General features: G+C 61.9%; 15 protein-coding genes and 1 tRNA gene. 8 read left to right on the forward strand and 8 right to left on the reverse strand.

The features are described 5' to 3' along the window. From AC3WJD_RS03510 to AC3WJD_RS03520, 3 genes are all read left to right on the forward strand, one after another. The gene (locus AC3WJD_RS03510; RefSeq protein ID WP_492744551.1) at window positions 1–459 is read left to right on the forward strand and encodes a carboxymuconolactone decarboxylase family protein; all 459 of its coding nucleotides are present in this window, start codon (window positions 1–3) and stop codon (window positions 457–459) included. After that, the gene (locus tag AC3WJD_RS03515) at window positions 459–1,316 is read left to right on the forward strand and encodes a sigma-70 family RNA polymerase sigma factor (protein WP_492744552.1); all 858 of its coding nucleotides are present in this window, start codon (window positions 459–461) and stop codon (window positions 1,314–1,316) included. Before AC3WJD_RS03510 ends, AC3WJD_RS03515 begins: the two co-directional genes overlap by 1 nt. 190 nt (window positions 1,317–1,506) lie before the next feature. Then, window positions 1,507–1,854, forward strand: a complete 348-nt coding sequence (locus AC3WJD_RS03520) for a RidA family protein (protein WP_492744554.1) — start codon at window positions 1,507–1,509, stop codon at window positions 1,852–1,854. Between the two features lie 22 nt (window positions 1,855–1,876). Here AC3WJD_RS03520 and AC3WJD_RS03525 read toward each other — a convergent pair whose 3' ends face one another. From AC3WJD_RS03525 to AC3WJD_RS03545, 5 genes are all read right to left on the reverse strand, one after another. Continuing rightward, window positions 1,877–3,196, reverse strand: a complete 1,320-nt coding sequence (locus tag AC3WJD_RS03525) for an amino acid permease (RefSeq protein ID WP_492744555.1) — start codon at window positions 3,194–3,196, stop codon at window positions 1,877–1,879. Window positions 3,197–3,281: 85 nt separating this feature from the next. Then, window positions 3,282–5,717, reverse strand: a complete 2,436-nt coding sequence (locus AC3WJD_RS03530) for a TonB-dependent receptor (protein ID WP_492744557.1) — start codon at window positions 5,715–5,717, stop codon at window positions 3,282–3,284. A gap of 140 nt (window positions 5,718–5,857) precedes the next feature. Further along, window positions 5,858–7,660 carry a tetratricopeptide repeat-containing sulfotransferase family protein gene (locus tag AC3WJD_RS03535; protein ID WP_492744558.1) on the reverse strand — a complete coding sequence of 601 codons (1,803 nt, stop codon included), beginning with the start codon at window positions 7,658–7,660 and terminating at the stop codon, window positions 5,858–5,860. Between the two features lie 190 nt (window positions 7,661–7,850). After that, entirely contained in the window at window positions 7,851–8,591 is a 741-nt protein-coding gene (locus tag AC3WJD_RS03540) for a hypothetical protein (protein WP_492744559.1), read from the reverse strand. Window positions 8,592–8,721: 130 nt separating this feature from the next. After that, window positions 8,722–10,794 (reverse strand): transglycosylase domain-containing protein, encoded by a 2,073-nt coding sequence (locus tag AC3WJD_RS03545; RefSeq protein WP_492744561.1) that lies wholly within the window; start codon window positions 10,792–10,794, stop codon window positions 8,722–8,724. 360 nt (window positions 10,795–11,154) lie between these two features. Here AC3WJD_RS03545 and AC3WJD_RS03550 point away from each other — a divergent pair, with 360 nt between their 5' ends. Next, window positions 11,155–13,137: a serine hydrolase domain-containing protein gene (locus tag AC3WJD_RS03550; RefSeq protein WP_492744563.1), complete on the forward strand. Its 1,983-nt coding sequence runs from the start codon at window positions 11,155–11,157 to the stop codon at window positions 13,135–13,137. Between the two features lie 75 nt (window positions 13,138–13,212). On the opposite strand, the gene AC3WJD_RS03555 is transcribed toward AC3WJD_RS03550, so the two are convergent. From AC3WJD_RS03555 to AC3WJD_RS03565, 3 genes are all read right to left on the reverse strand, one after another. Then, the gene (locus AC3WJD_RS03555; RefSeq protein WP_492744564.1) at window positions 13,213–13,977 is read right to left on the reverse strand and encodes an SDR family NAD(P)-dependent oxidoreductase; all 765 of its coding nucleotides are present in this window, start codon (window positions 13,975–13,977) and stop codon (window positions 13,213–13,215) included. Window positions 13,978–14,282: 305 nt separating this feature from the next. Beyond that, window positions 14,283–14,358: transfer RNA gene (locus AC3WJD_RS03560), tRNA-Thr, on the reverse strand. Window positions 14,359–14,388: 30 nt separating this feature from the next. Beyond that, window positions 14,389–14,973 (reverse strand): hypothetical protein, encoded by a 585-nt coding sequence (locus tag AC3WJD_RS03565; RefSeq protein WP_492744566.1) that lies wholly within the window; start codon window positions 14,971–14,973, stop codon window positions 14,389–14,391. Window positions 14,974–15,064: 91 nt separating this feature from the next. Here AC3WJD_RS03565 and AC3WJD_RS03570 point away from each other — a divergent pair, with 91 nt between their 5' ends. From AC3WJD_RS03570 to AC3WJD_RS03585, 4 genes are all read left to right on the forward strand, one after another. After that, on the forward strand, window positions 15,065–16,321 hold the full coding sequence (locus tag AC3WJD_RS03570; RefSeq protein WP_492744568.1) for a hypothetical protein: 1,257 nt from the start codon (window positions 15,065–15,067) through the stop codon (window positions 16,319–16,321). Window positions 16,322–16,427: 106 nt separating this feature from the next. Then, window positions 16,428–17,717, forward strand: a complete 1,290-nt coding sequence (locus AC3WJD_RS03575; RefSeq protein ID WP_492744570.1) for an SIR2 family protein — start codon at window positions 16,428–16,430, stop codon at window positions 17,715–17,717. Beyond that, window positions 17,714–19,840, forward strand: a complete 2,127-nt coding sequence (locus AC3WJD_RS03580) for an ATP-binding protein (RefSeq protein ID WP_492744572.1) — start codon at window positions 17,714–17,716, stop codon at window positions 19,838–19,840. Before AC3WJD_RS03575 ends, AC3WJD_RS03580 begins: the two co-directional genes overlap by 4 nt. A gap of 165 nt (window positions 19,841–20,005) precedes the next feature. Further along, on the forward strand, window positions 20,006–20,563 hold the full coding sequence (locus AC3WJD_RS03585) for a recombinase family protein (protein WP_492744574.1): 558 nt from the start codon (window positions 20,006–20,008) through the stop codon (window positions 20,561–20,563). Window positions 20,564–20,845: the final 282 nt, after the last annotated feature.

A 20,845-nucleotide genomic window follows, 5' to 3' on the forward strand; every position in this document is an offset into this window, starting at 1 on the left:
ATGACTGCCAAGCTCGATCCCTTTGCCGCCTCGCCCCAGCTGATGAAGAGCTGGTTCAACACCTCGCTCGCTGCCGCCGCGAGCCTCGAGCCCAGCCTCATCGAGCTCGTCAAGATCCGGGCTTCGCAGATCAACGGCTGCGCCAACTGCATCAACATGCACACCGTCGAGGCGCGCGCGAAGGGCGAGACCGAACAGCGCATCTACCTGCTCTCGGCGTGGCAGGAGGCGCCGTGCTATACCGATCGCGAACGTGCGGCGCTCGGCTGGACCGAGGCATTGACTCGGCTGTCGCAAGGGCACACGCATGAAGCCGCCTATGAGGCGCTGAAGGCCCAGTTCAGCGAGGAGGAGCAGGTGAATCTTACGGTGATGATCAACGTCATCAATGGCTGGAACCGCATGGCGGTGGGCTTCGACCTGTGGATGGAGCCTGCCGCGGCCAAGGCGGCAGCATAATGACGGACGGGGCGCAGCTGGACGCGGCGACGAGCTTGTGCCCGCTGCGCCCCAGGCTCACACGTGTTGCCTATCGCATGCTCGGTTCGGTCGCGGACGCCGAGGATGTGGTGCAGGAGGCCTTCATCCGCTGGATGAAGGTCGACCGTGCCGCGGTGCGCGAGCCCGAGGCCTTCCTGCGCAGGACGGTGACGCGCCTGTGTCTGGACCAGCTCAAGTCTGCGCGGCACCAGCGCGAAACCTATGTAGGCCCCTGGCTTCCCGATCCGATTGTGGAGGAGGACGAGGGCGACGATGTTACGCTGCCGCTGATGCTTGCGCTCGAGCGTCTGTCGCCGCTCGAGCGGGCCGCGTTCCTGCTTCACGACGTGTTCGGCCAGGATTTCGAGGAAGTCGCGGCAACGATCCGGCGCGATCCCGCGGCGTGCCGTCAGCTGGCCGCGCGTGCGCGCGCGCATGTCCGGGAAGCGCGTCCGCGCTTCGAGGTCGAGAAACAGCGCGGGCTCGAGATCGCCAGCGCCTTTTTTGCCGCCTCGCGCAGCGGCGACATGACCGCGCTCGGCGCGATACTCGCGGCCGATGTCAGCCTGCATGCCGATGGCGGTGGCAAACGCCTGGCCGTGCCCGAACCGGTACTGGGCTTCGACCATGTGATGAAGCTGCACAAGGGGCTTGCGGTGTTTTTCGTCAAGCACGGTTCCGAGCTCGTCCATGCGGGCCTGATCAACGGGCTGCCCGGCTTCGTCACGCGCGAGGCCGATGGCGAGCTCCAGACCACCGCGCTCGAGATCGAGAACGGCAAGGTCGCGGCGATCTATGTCGTCCGCAACCCGGACAAGCTGCGGCATCTCCACTGATCGACACCGATTGAGGCTTCCGATCCTGCTGCCAGGCGCTAGAGCATATTCAGGAAATGGGGGAACCGGTTTTCCGTCTGAAAATACTCTATCAAATTGAACTAGACCATTTTCCGAGTCGATGAGCGTGCACGCTCATCTCGAAAATGGTCTACGTCGCGCCGATCAACGCAGCACAGGAGCAAGCATCATGACCATTCGCCGCATTGAATCGGGCGCCCGCATGAGCCAGGCCGTCGTCCACGGCAACACCATCTATCTCGCGGGCCAGGTCGGCGCGCCCGGCGAGAGCGTGACCGCGCAGACCCGGACCATCCTCGCGCAGATCGAGGCGCTGCTGGCCGAGGCAGGCAGCGACAAGTCGAAGCTTCTCTCCGCGACGATCTGGCTTGCCGACATGGCGGACTTTGCCGAGATGAACGCGGTCTGGGATGCATGGGTCGACGGTAAGTACGCACCTGCGCGCGCCACAGGCGAGGCGAAGCTCGCCACCCCCGACTACAAGGTCGAGATCATCGCGATCGCCGCGCGCGACTAGGCGCGGGTGACGGTGTGGCGGGTCACGCAGGTACGGTGTCGCCGCACCACCGCCTTGTCAGGAAATAGACCGGAATGCCGAGCCCGAGCAGGAGCAGGATCAGCCCGCTCGCTTCTATGCCCGCGCCATAGAAGGTCCAGAGCGAGTAGAGCGCGCCCAGCCCCGCGATGATCGTGAAGTTAGCCGAGCGCGGTATGGCGCCCCGCTGCGCGAGCCTGAGGCTCGCCAGCGCGCAGAAGAGATAGAGCACGAGCGCCGAGGCCGTGGAGAGCAGCGCCATGAAGGTGAACAGGCTCGCCATCGAGCGGTCATAGTTCATGTAGATGAGCACGCTGACGAGCGCGCTCGAGACAAGCAGCGCGCGCACCGGGGTGTCGCGCGCGTCGGTCCTGGCGAACCAGCGCGGAAAGCTGCCTGCGCGCGCCATCGACAAGGCGACCTCGCCCTGCATCAGCACCCAGCCGTTCAGTGCGCCGATTGCCGCGATTGCGACGAACAGTGCGACGAAGAGCGCGGGCTGCGGCCCCCAGTAGCGCGCGATGAAGTCGGCGAAGGGTGCATTGGACTCAGCGACCTGCGCCGCGGGCAGCATCAGCGTGACCGCCGAACAGACCAGGATGTAGAGCAGGCCGACAAGCAGCGTGCCGATCATCGTCGCGCGCGGGATCGTGACCGCAGGATTGTCGACCTTGCCCTGCGGCACCGCGGCGCATTCGAAACCCAGCATCGCCCAGAGCGTCAGGGCTGCGGTGGCGGTGATCGCCGAAGGCGAGATGTCGGCGGGGCGGAAAGGAGCGATTTCTGCGCTCTCGACGCCCGAGCCGACGAGCATCGCGATGACGACGACCGCGATCAGCGGGAGCAGCTTGAGCACGGTCGTCACGAGCTGGAACCACCCGGCCGACCGGGCGCCGCGCAGGTTGATCAGCGTCACCGTCCAGAGCAGGCCCGCGGCGAGCAGCGCGGGCAGTCCCGATATCTTCGTGATACCCGGTGCGAAGATGCTGAGCGCGCTGACCGCCGCGATCGCGATCGCCGCATTGGCGACCCAGACCGAAATCCAGTAGCTCAGCCCCATGACGAAGGCGGGCAAGGGCCCGAAGGCGGCATGGACGAAGCCGTAGGGGCCGCCCGCATGGGGCAGCGCGGACGATAGCCGCGACAGCACATGCGCTAGGCAGAGCGCGCCGCCGATCGTGAAGATCCAGCCGAACAGCGCGTTCCAGCCATAGGGCGCGAGGCTTGCCGGGAGCAGGAAGACGCCCGAGCCGATCATGTTGCCCATGACAAGCGCGAGGCACATCCAGAAGCCAAGCGCGCGGGCAGGGGCGGGGCGATTCATCGCAGCCAACCTATCGCATAGGACGGGAACGCAAAGCGAAATCGGTGGCCGGGACGGCGATCAGGCCGTCCCGGCCAATCGTATCTCAGAACTTGGTTCCGACCTTGATCCCGATCGTCCGCGGTTGCGTGACATAGGTGTAGATTTTGGGCCCGATCGCGGTCACGCCGTCGGGGTCGCCGCACACCACTTCGAGGCACTGGATCGACTTGCCGACATCGCCGTGCTCGTCGAACACGTTGCGCGCGAAGATCTCGGCCGACCAGTGCTCACCCTCGATCCCCGCGCTGAGATCGACCGTGGTGTAATCGGGCAGATCGCCCAGGATTTCGCGTTCCCTCAGGCGCAAATCGCTCGTGCGTCGACCTTCATAGACCGCGCCCGCCTGCATGCTGGCCTTGAGATCGCCGCCGACGGGAAATTCGTAACGCACCACGGCGTTGCCCTTGAACTTCGCAGTGATCGGCAGACGCGTGCCGGCGGGAGCAAGCAGCTCGTTGGTTTCGGGGACGCCGTCGCCATCGGTGTCGGGGGCATCCATGGTGCAGTCGAAGGCGAAATTGGCGTATTTGCAGAAGTCCTTGGTGATCTTCGCATCATTGTACGACGCACCGAGAGTGAAGGTCAGACCTTCGGCCGGGCGGACATAGAAGTCGAACTCGGCGCCACGGATGCGTGCCTCGCCCGCGTTGCGAACCTCGCTGAGACCGTTGGCACCGAGGAAGGAGAGCTGAAGATCGGTCCAGTCGAGCTGATAGATCGCGGCATTGAAGCGGATGCGGTTGTCCCACCAGCTCGTCTTGAAGCCGAGTTCGTAATTGTCGATGAAATCGGCCTGATAGGGCGGCAGCGATCCGCGGCGATTGACGCCGCCCGGACGGAAGCCGCGCGATGCGGTCGCGTAGACGAGTGCGTCATCGCTGAACTTGTAGGTGGCGTTGATCTTGTGGATGAAATCGGTGTCGCTCGTCGTCTTGTCGAGATTGGTGCAGGGCGATCCCTTGACCACCGCGGGCCCCTGGCACTGGTAGATGGGGTTGGAGCTGTAGCCGGGGTAATTATAGCCGAAGAATCCCACTAGCGAGTTCTTGTAATAATAGATGCGCGTGCCGAGTGTGACGCTCAACTTTTCGGTCACATCGGCGGTGAGTTCGCCGAACGCCGCATAGTCGCGGTCGACGCGCAGCTGCTTGGTCAGCCAGATATTGCTGTCGGTGCCGGGAACCGTGATCGAGTCGGCGATATTGTCGATGATGTAGTTCTGCTCGATATTGTGTTCCTGGCGCTGGTAGAACAGGCCGCCGACAAAGCGCACGCGCTTGTCCGCGGGCGAAGCGAAGCGCAGTTCCTGGCTCAGCTTGTTGAAACGGTCGACCGACTGGATATACTGGTTCGGGTTCACCAGATCGCCGTTATTGTCGTAGAAGAAGGTGCCGTATCCCGAAATGGCATCGTAGAAATAGGCATAGTCGACATAGTCGGACGCACCGGTGATCTTGCGCTTCAGATAGGCGCCCGCATAGGTCACGTCCCAGCTGCCCAGCTTGCCCTCGATCGTCAGCGCCGCCTGGATCCAGCGATCGTTGAAGCGTTCCGGGTTGAACTGCTGGACCTGATGCTCATCGAGGCCCGATTCTTCGGCGAAAAAGCCATGGCTGACCTGTTTCTGCGCCATGACGGTGGGGGTGATCGTCCAGTTTTCGTCGAGGTCGATCTTGAGCGCCGCGCGGCCGCCATAGGTCTCGACGTCGTTATAGTCCTTCTCGACGAACGGCGCATTGTCCATCGTGATGCCCGAACTCGGGAAGGTCAGCGAACCCGGAATATTGTCGATATAGCCGGCGTCCTTCTTGTACCAGCCGACCACACGCAACGCCGCATTGTCCGAGATCGGCGCGTTGACGAATGCCTCGCCGATATACCCCTCGCCGCCATGGCTGACGGTGTTCACCTCGACATTGGCGGCACCGTAGAAACCCGAGGTATCGGGCTTGTTGGTAATGATGCGGATCGTGCCCGCCTCGCTCGACGCACCGTAAAGTGTGCCCTGCGGACCGGCGAGCGCCTCGACGCGCGCGATGTCGAAGACGTGGACGTCAAGCGCGCCCTGAATCGTGGTGATCGGCTGCTCGTCGAGATAGGTGCCGACCGAGGGCAGCGAAGTCGAGTGGTTGGCGTTCTCGCCACTGGCCGCGCCGCGGAAATAAACGTTTGAGCCGCCAGGCCCGGTGGTCTGATAGCTGACGCTCGGCAGGAAGCGCGCATAATCGTCGAAATCGGTGACCTTGAGCTCCTCGAGCTTCTCGGTGCCGATTGCGGTGATCGCGATGGGGACGTCCTGCAGATTCTCCTCGCGTTTCTGCGCGGTGACGATGATGACGTCGCTGTTCGAGACTGCGGGCTCGGTCGCCTGCGCCTGCGCCTGGGCGGTCGTGCCCGTCGCGAGCATGGTCGAACCAAGCAGCGCCGCGATGGTCAGACGCACCGACGTGGAACCGTGATCGAAATCCGAAACGCGCATTCTTCCTGTCCCCTAAGGAAAGCGTTCATAACGAGAACGAAATCTGAGTCGCTTTGAGGGGGGCGTCAATTTTGATTTCGATCAACGGCTTTTGTCGGCAACGATTGGCGCAAACCTGTGACGAAAATATCACGAAAGTTTCACAATGGTGGCATCTCGGGATAATGGTCGAGCACAGGCCCGAGCGCCTGTTTGAGCGGGTCCAGCCACGGCTCGAACGCCTGCCACTGGTCCAGCCCCGCGCGACTGATCGGGCGGCGGACCTGCTCGGAACTGGCGGTCCGCACCGGGCGGGCGGTCTCCCAGAAGCGCAGGCAGGCGGGATCGAAATCGAGTTCGAGATGGGCGAGCAGCCGTCGCACCTCGGCCTCGGTGTCGTCGACCAGCGCTTCGTGGATCACGCGGTGGACGCGCCCGGGCAGGACCGCATCGATATGCGCCATCAGCGCGGCATAGTCGTGGTAATAGCGTCCCATGTCCTCGAGCGCATAGCTGAAGCCCTGGCCGCGTGCGAAGTGCTGCTTGAAGTTGGAAAAGCAGCAGGCGAGCGGGTGGCGCCGCGCGTCGATGATCTTCGCATTGGGCAGGATCAGATGGATCAGCGGCACATGCGCCCAGTTGTTGGGCATCTTGTCGATGAAAAAGGGGCGATCCGTCTTGCGGTTGACGCGCGTCCGCTCGAGATATTCCCTGCCGAGCGCGGCGAGCGCTTCGGCATCGATGGATTCGATACAGTCGGGATAGCGTGCTTCGCCGCGTCCGAGCCGAAGCGCGATGGCGCCGATGTCAGGCAGTTCGTGCGTCCCCTCGACGAGCGGATGGCTGGCGAGGATCTGCTCGACCAGCGTCGATCCGGCACGCGGCATGCCGAGAATGAAGATCGGCGCGGGGTCAGGGCATCCCTGACCCGCCCGCGCGGCGAAAAATGCGGACGTGAAGAGCGTGCGGCTGCGCGCGACATGTGTGGTGGTATCGTCGGCGTCATAGTCGATCAGCGCGCGGCGCTGCTCGTTGCCTGCGGCATAATGGGCGAACGATTGCGCGGCGCGGCCGCGATCCTCCAGCGCCTTGCCGAGCGCGAAATGCAGGTGAAAGCGGTCCTCGGCAGCAAGATCGGGCTGCTCGAGCGCGGCGGTCATAGCGGCGATGTCGTCATCGTCGAACGAGACGGTCTTGAGGTTGGCGAGGCTCCACCAGACTTCGCCCAGGCTGGGCGTGATCGTGATCGCGCGGCGATAGGCGGCAATGCTGTCGGTCTGGCGGCCGACGGTCTTGAGCACATGGCCATAGCTCATCCAGACCTTGGGCTGGTCGGGAAAGCGCGCAAGCACGTCTTCGTAGAGCGTGATGGCTTCCTCGAATCCGCCGATACGCCCGAGCGCGGCCGCCTTCAGGTTGCGGTGTGCGGGATTGGCGGGGTCGGCGTCGAGCAGGCGGTCGAGTTCGGCGATCGCATCGGCCGCGCGGTTCTGCCGGTAGAGCACGGTCGCGAGGTTCGAGCGCGCGGCGGCGAATGCGGGCGCGAGCTCGAGCGCGCGGCGCAGCAGATTTTCGGCATCGCCATAGCGCCCCAGCCGGCCGGCGAGTTCGGCCATCATCCGGATCGCCGCGACGTCGAAAGGATTGGCCTTCAGCCGCGGGCGCAGAATCCGCTCGGCGTCGGCCAGCGCATTGTCGAGCAGCGCATGCGCCGCGCGCACAAGTTCGGGATCGTGTACCGAGGCGGCGATCGCATCGAGTTCGGCATGCTCCGCGGCGTCATGGTCGCCCGCGGCGCGCAATGCACGGCCCAGCAGTCGCAAGGCATCGGCATTATCGGGGGCGATCGCCAGGATCTCGCGCGCCTGCGCCGCCGCCAGCACCGGTGATTCGCCGAGCATCCGTCTGCCGTGCACGAGCGCCTCATCGATGCTTCCTTCGCTGCGCATTTCGGCAACTGGCATTCTGCTCGGCTCCCTGTCCGGATGCTCTTGGTCGTCCCCGACGCCATCGGAGCAACTTTTTGCGGCGCGTGCAACCGAACGGCGCGCTCCGCGCCACGGCGCAAGCGTCCTGCGCTCCCAATGTTGGATTTTGATAAATCAGCACCAACGGCCGACCGGAAACGGGCCGCCGAGTTCACGCAAGAGCGTATCAGCAGCTTGGCAATTCGGGCGAACCCCTGACCTTTTCATAGGTTTTGCCGTGCTTTTCATAGGTCACGCGCGCCGAACTCGATCCATTATAGGCGACGACGAAACTCTGGTCTTTGGTGCCCGGAATAATTTTTCCGCTGATATCCTGTTTCGCTATGCCGACCGCCGCGCCGCCGTCGCTATAGCCCAGCTGGATGCCCTCGGCGACGATGACGGGCGAGTCCGGACGCAGCTCGACGAGTTGCGCCTGGCTGCAGCTATAGCCCTGGAAGGTGCCGCCGCCTTCGGTCTCGATCACGGGGTTGGAGGCAAGGTCGGTGCGCAGCTTCCACGCGGGCGGTTCGCCCCAGCTCGTGCCCTGCGCCGCCTTGGGCCAGGCGCCCACAACCTGCAGCGTGTCGCCCTTGGGTTCGAGGTAGTGCACGGCGAGCGCGCCCGCGCAGCCATGGCAATCCTGCCCCTGTCCCCCCGAGATCAGCACTGCGCGCCCGCCGACCCAGGAAACGCCTTCAGGCTTGAAGGCATAGCGCGTGCCGCCCAGTTCGAGCGTCGTCACGCCGCCCTTGAACGCGCTCTGGAAGGCGAGCTGGAGCAGCTCCTTTTCGGGCATGGTGCGGAAATGCGCGGCGGGATCGACGCTTGCGCTCGGCGCGAAGCCATTGTCAGGCTCCGGCGGCGTCTGGTCGCACGCGGCGAGCAGCGCCAGCCCCGCGATCGTCAGCGCCCAACGCGTCGTCATTCGTGCCACACCGCTTCCTTCCAAAGCCTCTTGCCCCATTCCGATAGACGCGATCAGCTAGGCGGGTGCAAGTGCCTCGCGAAACCGCCCTGTCGGCGGGCGGTTCGCCAGACGCGATGGGTCGAACCCGTCATCGCTGCGGCTCGGCGACGCGCTCCTCATTGCCCGTGGGGATCGCGGGCGGTGGGGTCACGGCTGGTCGAGGCGGCTGCGGCGCATCGTCGGGAGAGGGCTGCGCCGAAATGTTGATCTGGTCGGCATTGATCTCGACGCCGATGTCGAGCCCGCCGACCTGTGCATTGATCGTTGCCGCGGCCGCATTGTCCACGGCTTCGGGCTCCGTCTCGGGTTCGGGCACCACCGCGCGTACCGCGGGAGCGTCCTTCACCGCCTGCGCCATGAAGTCGCGCCAGATGCGCGCGGGCAGGCCGCCGCCGCCCACGCCCGGCAGGGGGCTGTTGTCGTCGTTGCCGATCCACACGCCCGTCACGAGATCGCCCGCAAAGCCGATGAAGATCGCGTCGCGATTGTCCTGCGTCGTCCCGGTCTTTCCGAAGGTCGCCTTGCGCAGCGCGGCCGAACGCCCCGTGCCGTCATTGGCCGCGGCCGAAAGCAGTTCGAGCAGCATGTCGTGCGTGTCGCCGCCAAAGCTGCGCTTGCGGTCCCACAGATTGTCGAACCAGCTCCGTTCGCCCTCGGGCAGACCGCGTGCGCGCACGGGGTAGCTGTCGGCCGCGACCGCGGCATAGGCGCTGGTGAGCTCGAGCAAGGTCACGCCCGACGTACCCAGCGCGAGGCTGGGCTGGTCGCCGAGCGGGCTGGTGATGCCGAGGTCGCGCGCCGCGCGGATCACGTTCTGCCGGCCGACCGCCTCGGCGAGACGGACCGCGGCGACATTGCTCGAAACCGCAAAGGCCTGGCGCAGCGTGATCCTGCCGCGATAGCGCCCATTATTGTTGGATGGGGACCAGTCGCCGATGGTGAGCGGCGAATCGTCGACCAGCGTGTCGGGGGTCATGCCCGCGCGCAACGCCGCCAGATAAACGAACAGTTTGAAGGTCGATCCCGGCTGGCGCCGCGCCTGCGTCGCGCGGTTGAACGGACTGTCGGCATAGCTTCGGCCACCGACCATCGCGACCACCTCGCCGTCGGGGCGCATCGCGACGAGCGCGACCTGCGCCTTGCCGAGCCCGGCGCGGCGGATCACGCGCTCGGCGATGCGCTGGAGGTCGCTGTCAAGCGTTGTCTCGACGCGCCGCTCGGCATAGACCGCGCCCGAACGGTCGCGCGCCTCGGGCAGCACCCAATCCGCGAAATAGGTGCCGCTCGGCATATTCCTCAACTCACGGATCGAGACGCGCGCGGGCGAAAGTCCATCGGCCGTCTTCTGGTCGATGAAACCCGCGTCGACCATCGCCGCGATCACCACCTTCGAACGGTCGCGCGCGCCCTTCAGGTTGACCGCGGGAGAGAGGCGCGAGGGCGCCTTGAGCAGTCCCGCGAGCATCGCCGCCTGCGGGATCGTCAGCTTTTCGGGCTGGCGGTTGAAATAGTGGAGCGAGGCGGCGCGCAGCCCATAGACATTGTCTCCGAAATAGACGTTCGAGAGATAGCGCGCGAGGATATCGTCCTTGGACAGCCAGGCTTCGAGCCAGAAGGCGATCAGCACCTCGCGCAACTTGCGCGCGGCGGTGCGGTCGGCCTTGAGGAAGGCGACCTTGGCGAGCTGTTGGGTGATCGTGCTGCCGCCCTCGCGCACACCGCCCGCCATCGCGTTGCGGACCGCGGCGCGCGCGATGCCCAGCGGGTCGATCCCGGGATGGCCGTAGAAGCGCCGATCCTCGATCGCCATGAAGGCCTGCGGAACGTGCGGCGGAAGCTCGGCAATCACCACGGGCTCGTCGATGATCGCGCCGCGGCGCGCGATCGGTTTGCCCTCGGCCGAGAGCAAGGTGATGCTCGGCGGCGCGATCGGCTTCAGCGAGCGCGACAGCGGGGCGGTGATCGCGAGCCACGCGACGAGCGCGACGAACAGCGCGAGGAGGACGAGCGCGATCCGTTTCCAGCGCCGGAAGACGCGCTGCGCGGGCGTCGTCTCGATGGGCGGGGAGGGAGACTCCGTGCCGGGGGCGGGCGAGAGCGGCGGGTCGTCGCGCAGATCGGCCGAATGCCCGGCATCCGTACCCTGAAAGGGGCCGTTCATCCCCGTCTGTCGCCCAAATCTGCGCCGCGCATCGCGCGAAGATAGCGGGATCGCATTGCCAGCAACAGTCCTTGCCCTGCCCGTTACAACGCCCGGTCTCATCTCCGGACTGACTTATAGGAATAATACAGTGTCGCATTACGATCAACCGGCTTGCGGCGTATCGAGGCGGGAATGCCGATGCTGTCCTCGCGGCGCCGGCCCTGGGCTGCGTGCCCTCCGGAGTGCCGTTTGACAATTACCCGAATGGGATCATTATAGCCCAATTGGGACAAAGTTGCTCAATTTACAAAAGCCGTCCGGGCGGCTGAATCGCGCGATAGCGGGCACGTCGGCAGGTTGAAGATATCGGGAGGGACCATGCAACTACGTTCGTTGAAACTCGCACTGGCGGGCATCCTGTCGCTTGCGGCGGTACCCGCCGCGACGCAGCAGGCGCCGACACTCGCGCCAACGCCGCCTAAGTTGCGTTCAGCGACCGCGACGCCCGCACCCGCGGGCCTCGACGCGGCGCTCACCAAGGCCGATGTCGACGCATGGCTCGACGGCTATATGCCCTACGCGCTCAAGCGCGGTGCGATCGCCGGCGCGGTCGTGGTCGTGGTCAAGGACGGACAGGTCCTCACCCAGCGGGGCTTCGGCTATTCGGATGTCGCGAAGCGCAAGCCCGTCGATCCCGAAACGACGATGTTCCGCCCCGGATCGGTTTCCAAGCTCGTCACCTGGACCGCGGTGATGCAACTCGTCGAACAGGGCAAGATCGACCTCGACGCGGACATCAACACCTATCTCGATTTCAGGATTCCGCCGCGGGACGGCAAGCCCGTCACCATGCGCCAGATCATGACGCACACTGCGGGCTTCGAGGAATCGCTCCGTGGTCTCATCACCGCGGGCGACAAGGTCGATCCGCTCGGCGAGATCCTGAAGCGCCGGGTGCCCGAGCGCATCTTCGCGCCGGGCACGACCCCCGCCTATTCGAACTATGCAACCGGACTCGCTGGCTATGTGGTCGAGCGCGTCTCGCGCATGTCGTTCGACGACTATGTCGACCGCAACATCTTCGCGCGTCTCGGCATGACGCGGTCGAGCTTCCGTCAGCCCCTGCCCGCAGGCCTGCGGCCGCTGATGTCGAGCGGGTATGCGCTCCCGAACGACGATCCCAAGCCCTATGAGCTCGTCGGGCTCGCGCCCGCGGGAAGCCTCGCGGCAACGGGGGCCGACATGGGCCGCTTCATGCTCGCGCACCTCGCCAATGGCGGCGCGCTGCTGAAGCCCGAAACCGCGCGGCTGATGCACACGACGACGCTCACCATCCTGCCCGAGGTCAACCGCATGGCGCTCGGCTTCTACGAGCAGAAGATCAACGGGCTGACCGCAATCGCGCATGGCGGCGACACCCAGTGGTTCCACAGCAATCTCTGGCTTTTCCCCGAACGCAACACGGGCCTCTACATCTCGATGAACAGCTCGGGCAAGAATGGCGCCTCCGGCCCGATCCGCGACGCGTTGTTCGAGGGTTTCGCCGATCGCTATTTCCCGGCGCCCAATACCGACGCCCGTGTCGACGAAAAGACCGCCAAGGTGCACGCGGCGATGCTCGTCGGCACCTATGTCAACAGCCGCCGCCCCGACTCGAGCTTCTTCAAGGCGCTCGAACTCGCAGGGCAGGTGAAGATCGGGGTCGGCGCCGATGGTGCCCCGCTGATCAGCTTCTCGACCGACCTTGGCGAACAGCCGCGCAAATGGGTCGAGATCGCACCCTTTGTCTGGCGCGACGCCTATGGCCATGAGCGCATGGCGGCCAGGGTCGAGAACGGCAAGATCGTGCGCGTCAGCTTCGACTCCTTTTCGCCGTTCATGATGTTCGATCGCGCGCCCTGGTATCTCTCGACCGCATGGCTCACGCCGATGCTGCTGCTTGGCATGGGCGTCCTTGCCCTCACCGCGCTGTCCTGGCCGATCGGTGCCATCGCACGCCGTCGCTACGGTGCCGCGCTGCCCTTCACCGGCAACGACCGCAAGGCCTATCGCCTCGTCCGCGGTTTTGCCTGGCTGGTGACGTTGGTGCTGATCGGCTGGGCGAGCGCGATTGGCACGATGATGTCCGATCTGGCGCTGCTGAGTGGTGCACTCGACTGGCTCGTGTGGCTGCTCCAGATCGCGGGCGTCATCGGCTTCTTCGGGATGCTCGCTGTCGCGCTGTGGCACCTCTGGCTCATCTGGAAGGGCAAGCGCGGCTGGTTCTCCAGACTCTGGAGCGTGCTGATCGTGCTTGCCGCCTTCATCGTCCTCTGGGTCGCGATCGGTTTCAACCTGATCGGCTTCGGCACGCAATATTGAGGGGAGCGTTGTCCTTCTCCCGGGTGGTCGCCTTCATATGGCGGCGACCATCCGGGGGCGGGCAAGCCGGATCCTTCAGAAGGACTCGGACCAGGGACGCAGGTCGAGTTCGAGCGTCCACGCGCTGCGATGCTGCTGGTGGAGCGCCCAATAGGCTTCGGCAATCGCGTCGATCCTGAGCATGCCATCGGGACCGCGCTGTTCCTTTACCTGCGGGCGCACCGTCAGCAGCCGTTCGCCCTCGATGCCGCCGTCGATGACGACATGGCCGACATGGATGTTCTGCGGACCGAACTCGCGCGCGAGGCTCTGGGCGAGGGCGCGCAGCGCTGCCTTGGCCGCGGCGAACGGCGCGAAGTTCGCCTTGCCGCGCAAGCTTCCGCTGGCGCCGGTCAGGAACAGGCTCCCGCCGCCGCGCTCCAGAAGCATCGGGATCGCCGCCTGCGCAAGCTGGAAACCGCCCAGCGCATGCTCGCGCCAATGCGTCTCGAAGCTCGTTTCCGATACGCTCAAAAATGGCGCCGGCTGGTTCGATCCGGCGTTATGGATGGCAAGTTCCAGCGGTGCCAGCGCACAGGCGGTCTCCACGAAGCGCCGGGCGTCCGCGGCCAGCGAACCATCCCCGACGACCGCAACGACGCGCGCGCCCGATGCTTCGAGTTCCTGTCGCGTCTGCTCGAGTTTCGCGGCATTGCGGCCTGCAATCGCCACCGGGTGCCGGGCAGCGGCAAAGCGGCGCGCGACAGCCGCCCCCAGGCCTCGCGAGGCACCGACGCCCACGATCAGCACGGCGCCCTTTCCGTTGGAAGGTGCCAGCCCGGCCGAAGATCCGTTCGTCATCACTGGCTCCTCTGGTCCCATGGGCTTGGGCGTTGCTCCGGGGGGCACGTCGCATCCGGACGGCGTCAGGGTGCCAGCCTCCGGTGCTGAATACAACGTAACCCTGTGGCGTCAGTCCCTGATGATGGTGCCCCCGCATGATCAAGGAAAACACCGAATCTTGAAGTGCTGCCGCGTCATGTTCTCCGCCGGCTCCGATCTTCAGATGGTCGCCCGCTGACAAGATGAGGTCGCCGAAAGTGATATGTGACAGTCGGCATACAACCGCTGCTTAGACGATTGGTTTTCAACGATTTTCTTGGAAATGGTGCCGCTTACAGGACTCGAACCTGTGACCCCCGCATTACGAATGCGATGCTCTACCAACTGAGCTAAAGCGGCGGTTCGAAAAATCGACTTACAAACAATAGCTTATGCCATCACTCCGAAGTTGGGATACCAGCCGAAGACCCTCGATTCAACCCAATTTGCTGTGTTCGGTGTGACTAAATTGTGACTGGTCGAATTGCGGTCGGCGCTGGTCCCAATCGGTTCACGCGCCGTCACCATCGCATTACAAAAGTGGAGGCTGTCCAATCGCCCGGACCCGTAGCGCGGTCGCTCAAAGCGAACCTCAACGCGGCTAATAGCCTGCAGATCGATCATTCTCGGCAGGCCCCAAAATACATCAGCGGGGAAGTAGGCCATCATCGACGCTTGCTCGTGTTTCAAATTGACGTGATACAATGCTGTCTTGTCCGCTGGTTGCGTTTCCGAATTGGGAACGAACCGCCGTGAGCAGAGAAGCGTGATTTTGACAAATTTTCCAAGGTAGGTTTTGGAACGATAGCTAATTTGATCTATGCGGCCTTCGATCTCCAAGATACCTTCATCGCCAACTTCTCGATTGCTTTCCTTGTTGGTATTTTCTGCAATAAAATACGATTGTCGTTTCTCAACAATGGCGACGACCATCGTTTCAATTTCACTGCTGACAGCACGCTTTCCCTTGGCCATTACACAACGTTGATACGCGGAGTCGGCGCGCGCAAGACTTGTTAAAGCGTGACGGCAGAATCTGGTTTGGATTGTCCGAAAAGGTGCTTTGATGACGAAGCTGTTCAATAGCGAACGTGATATGCAAGATTGGCTGCGCGATGAAATGATCACCAATCAAAAATCTCTTGGCGATCTAATATGCAATTCTGAATATCTCGATGAATTCGTGCCAAGTTCTAACACAGAGCGTCGCATCTTGGAAAGCTTTCGCGAATCGATTTCAGTACTGTATGTCACCAACGTAATCACAGATAACGAAAATATTTCACTTTCAAAAGGAGAAGTTCTAAAGCCTGATTTTCTCCTTTATGGCGCAGAAGGAGAATCCGTTGTTATTGTTGAGCTGAAGAACGAGAGCAACGCCACTCGACAGGCCGGTACTGAAATGTCCGCCTACTCGGCAGAAGTTAGGAGCTATCTGCCCTTTAATTCAGACGGGGACATCGCGAACGTAATTGTTTCATCAGATTGGCCTACTCTGCTTCGCCATCATATATTCCACGAGATATTTTGGATTAAGCGAAATGTTCTTTGCTTGGAGCCAATACAACTAGAAGGCGACCAGGTTGGATTGAGAATCAAGGAGATCCCGATTTTTGCGGATCCAGAAGCAATTCTGTCTCTGCCAGAGCAAGGGCTGGGCGGATATCAGCTGTGCCTATACGACGACGGCCTGTATTCACCCGATGCTGATCGAACCAGATTCGACGCCTACGTCAATCAAATGCGCGCATCCGGCCAAGCAATGGCCGCCAAAGGAAACGCAATTCGGTGCCACGGGTTCGCGTTCTTGTGGCGGGATACGTGGTCTATCAGCTTGGCGCCGTACAGTTTTACCATTGTAAATGTTGCTGCATTTCGATCCTTGGGTCGGTTCCTGTTGCGCTTGGGAAGCGAGGATCAACTCACCGAGATACAGCGCCGGTTTCTTGGGCTTGTGTCGGAATATGATCCCGTCGGCCACGGGCGAAGCCTTGATCAGATCGAGCAGTTTGGGGCTAGCTTTCTTAGCAGTTTCTGTAAGCCGCGGACGGAAGGCTTCTATGATTGGAAAACTCTGAAATACGACATGGACGGACGAGCGGAGCTTGTCGGCTTCTACGGTTGGGGGGTTTTCGGCGACACCTTTTTCGAACGTCTCCGTCAACAATATCTGCTGGGCAATCTGAGTGCGGCAGCAGATTGCCCAGCCATTGGACAGCAGGTAGTGGCGGAGCTTGTTGATCCCAACGCCCCCTTCGTCGACTTGTCGTACTTCGGATATGATCCAGAGGAAGAAGAGTGCGACGATCTAGGCAACTCCTGATAGATAAAGCAAAATTTAGGTGTGAGGCGCGGCCCACAATTCAACTCGGCTAATCCCAGTAATCGTGCCATGACCGCTACAAGGTATCCCCAGGGGAGGGGGAAGTATGGATTGGAAGAACCACGTTTATCGCGTCGGCGCCTCGCATGAAGCGTTCGATAATGTCCCCCATGATCCCAAGGAACTCGACGAGTTCATGTCGGCTCATAGGCGGCGAATCGAGCCGTGGTTGTCAGCAGTTTTTCAGGCCGAACATCTCAACTTGCTGGTCGGCAGCGGGTTCACAACGGCTGTGGCGTTCGCCAGTGATACTAAGGCCACTGGCATGGCCACGGCAGCGTTGAAGTCACATTTCGCCGCGAAAATCCTTGCCCACGCGGATGCCAGCGCAAGCGCTATGGGACGTGGCGCTGCGAACATCGAAGACCAGTTGCGTAGTGCAATTGCGGCATTGGACGGTCTAATGGTGGTAGACGGCGCCGCCGCAACGGAACTCAAGGGAGACATCAACGAGGCACTTGCGGCCTTCCTCAAGTCGCTCTTGGAAACGGAATGCGGTATCGCAACCAATGAAAATGCGCGGTCATCCGCCCTTCTCGAGTCTTTCCTACTTAGCTTTGCAAGCCGGGCTGCATCGAGGGAGCGGCTCCACATTTTCACCACCAACTATGATCGCTTAATCGAGCGTGGCTGCGACCATGCCGGTCTGCGTGTTATCGATCGATTTGTTGGAAGCCTAAACCCAGTCTTCCGGAACTCCCGGATTGAAGTCGACTATCACTACAATCCGCCGGGTATCCGAGGTGAACCACGCTTCATGGAAGGGGTGGTCCGCCTGACCAAACTTCATGGATCACTCGACTGGGTATTCGACGAGGCTACCAAGCGAATAAACCGGGTAGGGCTACCCTTCGGTGCTGACGCGGGGCATCCCGTTATTCCCGAATCTCCGGTTGATACGGTCATGATCTATCCCAATCCGGCGAAGGACGTCGAGACGACGCAGTACCCATATGCGGAGCTGTTTCGCGATTTCGCATCTGCGACGTGTCGGCCAAATTCGGTTGTTGTGACTTACGGGTATGGGTTTGGGGACGACCACATCAATCGTGTTCTGCTCGATATGCTCTCCGTACCGTCATCGCATCTGGTCATCATGGCGTACGATATCGACGATCGGGTGACGGGTTTTGTGAAGAAGACTCGACCCGCACAAGTCAGCATTTTGGCGGGGCGGCACTTCGCCGATTTGGGCAATCTTGTAGACGACTACCTTCCGAAGCCAGCCCTTGATTACATCACGGGACGCATGGCCGAGTTGCTCAAAAATCGGCCTCAACCTGAGCCAATCCCCCAAGCGCCAGCGCCGACTGCTTTCGACGAGTTGTTGAAATGACCTCTCCCATAGAGCGGCTATCGGGTCTTGTCATTGGGACGGTCGAGTCGATCTCTTCGCAAGAGATTCGTGTACTTCTTGATCTCGATGCGCCGCAGTCAACAGCGCTAAACACGGGGACACCGGCCAGCTTTCCGCGACTCAACAGCTATGTGCTACTTCCAAACGAAGCGGGTGCGACGGTGGCGTATGTTGTGTGGATCGGTATCGAGCGTTCTCCTTATCCGAAACGTTCCGGTCTCAAGGATTTTGGCCTCATCGACCTTCCGTTTCCCTTGCGGAAAATGGTGCTATCGCCCGTAGGAACGCTTACAGCGCGACGCGACCGACAGACGGGCATGATAGACTATGAATTAAGTCGCGGTGTTGTAGCCTTTCCCTCGGTCGGCGATCAGGTCTTGCTTCCTACCTCGGAGCAAATCGAAGCGATTGTCGGGGCCAAGGCTTCGGATCGTAGGGTGCGAATTGGGGTGTCGCCGCTCGCAGCAAACGCTGCCATCAAGGTCGATCCGGACAAGATATTTGGGCGACATTTGGCTGTTCTAGGCAACACGGGGAGCGGTAAGTCCTGCTCGGTTGCGGGTCTTATTAGATGGTCCATGGATGCCGCGTCGGACGCACATACGACATCCGATGGGGTGCCAAATGCCCGATTTGTGATCCTTGATCCCAACGGTGAATATGCGCAGGCATTCGCCGATAAACCAGACAAAGTACGGCTGTTTCGCGTGCCACCTGTGGAAGGCGAAGAAAAGGCCCTTCGGGTGCCGGCGTGGCTTTGGAATGGTCACGAATGGACCGCTGTTTCCTTCGCTCGCCCCGGCGCGCAGCGTCCGTTGCTCCTGCAGGCCCTTCGAGAACTCAAGAGCGGGAATACAGACACCGTACCCCGCGAGGCGATCGTCCGGCGGTACGTCTATTCCTATCGAATTTCGATTGACGCAATGCTCGCCCAGGGAGTTGCGGCCTTTACCGGCCCCGCCGGCGTCAGGCGGCAGTGTGGGGATTTTCTCGACAACATCGCCAGCGATTGCAGCACTCTTGCGGCAAGCATTGACGGCGACTTACGCGCAAATCTGGAGGCCGTAGGGGCCGCAATTACAGCCATAAATGATGGGCGTAGATCAGGTGATTGGTTCAACGCCTTTACGGTCGCTGACATTGAGGGTGTTCGCGCCAACCTTCAATCAATACTGGATTTGATTCCAGATACCCTTGCATCCTCGCCGATCACTGAGGATGCCCCCATTCCATTCGATGTTGAGATGCTGGCCGAACATCTTGACCGCATTGCGGCCAACGAGGGCGGCAACCTGGCGGGGTTCATATCTACTCTAGGCATGCGTATCAGAGGAATGATGGCCGATCCGCGATTGGGGTCTGTGATAGGCACCGAGCCGCCGGCCACATTCGAGGAATGGTTGTCGGACACAATCGGGGCCGACGCAGCATCTAATGGTCAGATAGCTGTCATCGACTTATCGTTGGTTCCGTCCGAGATCGTGCATGTTGTCGTCGCGGTTCTTGCCCGCCTCATCTTTGAATCTTTGCAAAGGTATCGACGCCTCCATCCGGAGGGATTGCCTCTACCCACAACACTTGTGCTGGAGGAAGCGCATACCTTTGTTCGGCGCGGCCGCGATGAGGAAGGGCCGGCTGAAAATCCGGCCCAGCTGTGCCGAGAAACGTTCGAGAAAATCGCGCGAGAGGGTCGAAAGTTCGGTCTCGGATTGCTGCTATCATCCCAGCGGCCCTCTGAGCTTTCCCCCACCATCTTGGCCCAATGCAACACCTTTCTACTGCACCGAATTGTCAATGATGTCGACCAAACCCTTGTCGCACGGCTGGTACCCGACAACGTGTCGGGCCTGTTAAAAGAGCTGCCCAGCTTGCCGTCCCGACAGGCGATTTTGCTCGGCTGGGCGACCCCCATTCCCTTGCTCGTGGAAATGGATGAACTTGCGCCAGATCATCGGCCCCAATCGTCTGATCCCGATTTCTGGGATGTTTGGATCGGTAAAAATCCGAGAAAGACTGATTGGAAGGGCCTCGTACAGGACTGGGTTGGGTTGCCGGACGAGGCGCCTGATGCGCCTGCTCCACCGGTTCTTCCTGGCGGCTAGACCAATGCTGGCCACGCTCTCGGTTCCGCGTCGCTGGTCATCTCAAATGGGTATACCCATGTGCAACACATTGCTGAGACAGAAAAAACGTCTCAATAGGGTTGTCAATAATATTTCGATCGCGTAATTGCATAGGCTCTAGACCCAAATGAGACGGGAGGGGTTATGCTGGTGGGGTATGCGCGCGTCAGTTCAAGCGGTCAGAGCCTTGATGTTCAGCTTGATGCGTTGAACCAGGCGGGATGCGGCAAGGTTTTCTCGGAGAAGAAATCGGGGTTGTCCGCCACTGGCCGCGCCGCGCTGTCACATTGCATAGATTTTGTGCGGGAGGGCGACACCCTTGTCGTCACGCGATTGGACCGCCTTGCGCGGTCGGTGAGTGACCTATTCGCCATCATTGAACGGCTGACGGCGAAAGGGGTGGCTTTCAAGTGCCTCCAACAGTCTGGCGTCGATACCGACAGCAGCACTGGCAGGCTGATGCTCGCCATACTCGGCGCGGTCGCCGCGTTCGAGGCCGATATCCGCAAGGAGCGGCAAATGGAGGGCATCGCCAAGGCTAAGGCGAACGGTGTCTATCGTGGACGAAAGCCCACCGTGGAAATTGCCAAAGTTGCGGCCCTTTCAGCGGGTGGCAGTCGGCCCACTGAGATAGCAAGGACACTCGGCATCTCACGAGCGAGCGTTTACAGGGCTTTGAACAGCTCAGCGGACCGCAATTAAAGCCAGCGTTCGGGGTCGGGGCAAATCTATCCACAGGAAACTTTGCTTCCTCCCGAGGCAAGGGGCTTGGCGCCAGGCCTGCCCATTGGCATACCCGCTGGGCCGTCATCGTGCGGCACTACTAACCCGCATGCCGTCCGTGAACGCTGTTGCATGCGCGTGGCGAGTGCCGTGCATTGACTGGTCAAGGTTGGGAGCTTGATGGGGGACTGTCAGGAATTTTGTGCGCGAGGCCAGTTTCGTTCATCAGACCGTGAACCTGTCGCCGAAGAGGACGGCGAA

It is taken from the genome of Sphingobium sp. FW306-1B-F04DB, from assembly GCF_058781925.1.

Bases quoted from the DNA above. Each gene is read 5' to 3' on its own strand.
- AC3WJD_RS03510 (WP_492744551.1), top strand. From the start codon at position 1: ATGACTGCCAAGCTCGATCCCTTTGCCGCCTCGCCCCAGCTGATGAAG.
- AC3WJD_RS03515 (WP_492744552.1), top strand. From the start codon at position 459: ATGACGGACGGGGCGCAGCTGGACGCGGCGACGAGCTTGTGCCCGCTG.
- AC3WJD_RS03520 (WP_492744554.1), top strand. From the start codon at position 1,507: ATGACCATTCGCCGCATTGAATCGGGCGCCCGCATGAGCCAGGCCGTC.
- AC3WJD_RS03525 (WP_492744555.1), bottom strand. From the start codon at position 3,196: ATGAATCGCCCCGCCCCTGCCCGCGCGCTTGGCTTCTGGATGTGCCTC.
- AC3WJD_RS03530 (WP_492744557.1), bottom strand. From the start codon at position 5,717: ATGCGCGTTTCGGATTTCGATCACGGTTCCACGTCGGTGCGTCTGACC.
- AC3WJD_RS03535 (WP_492744558.1), bottom strand. From the start codon at position 7,660: ATGCCAGTTGCCGAAATGCGCAGCGAAGGAAGCATCGATGAGGCGCTC.
- AC3WJD_RS03540 (WP_492744559.1), bottom strand. From the start codon at position 8,591: ATGACGACGCGTTGGGCGCTGACGATCGCGGGGCTGGCGCTGCTCGCC.
- AC3WJD_RS03545 (WP_492744561.1), bottom strand. From the start codon at position 10,794: ATGAACGGCCCCTTTCAGGGTACGGATGCCGGGCATTCGGCCGATCTG.
- AC3WJD_RS03550 (WP_492744563.1), top strand. From the start codon at position 11,155: ATGCAACTACGTTCGTTGAAACTCGCACTGGCGGGCATCCTGTCGCTT.
- AC3WJD_RS03555 (WP_492744564.1), bottom strand. From the start codon at position 13,977: ATGACGAACGGATCTTCGGCCGGGCTGGCACCTTCCAACGGAAAGGGC.
- AC3WJD_RS03565 (WP_492744566.1), bottom strand. From the start codon at position 14,973: ATGGCCAAGGGAAAGCGTGCTGTCAGCAGTGAAATTGAAACGATGGTC.
- AC3WJD_RS03570 (WP_492744568.1), top strand. From the start codon at position 15,065: ATGACGAAGCTGTTCAATAGCGAACGTGATATGCAAGATTGGCTGCGC.
- AC3WJD_RS03575 (WP_492744570.1), top strand. From the start codon at position 16,428: ATGGATTGGAAGAACCACGTTTATCGCGTCGGCGCCTCGCATGAAGCG.
- AC3WJD_RS03580 (WP_492744572.1), top strand. From the start codon at position 17,714: ATGACCTCTCCCATAGAGCGGCTATCGGGTCTTGTCATTGGGACGGTC.
- AC3WJD_RS03585 (WP_492744574.1), top strand. From the start codon at position 20,006: ATGCTGGTGGGGTATGCGCGCGTCAGTTCAAGCGGTCAGAGCCTTGAT.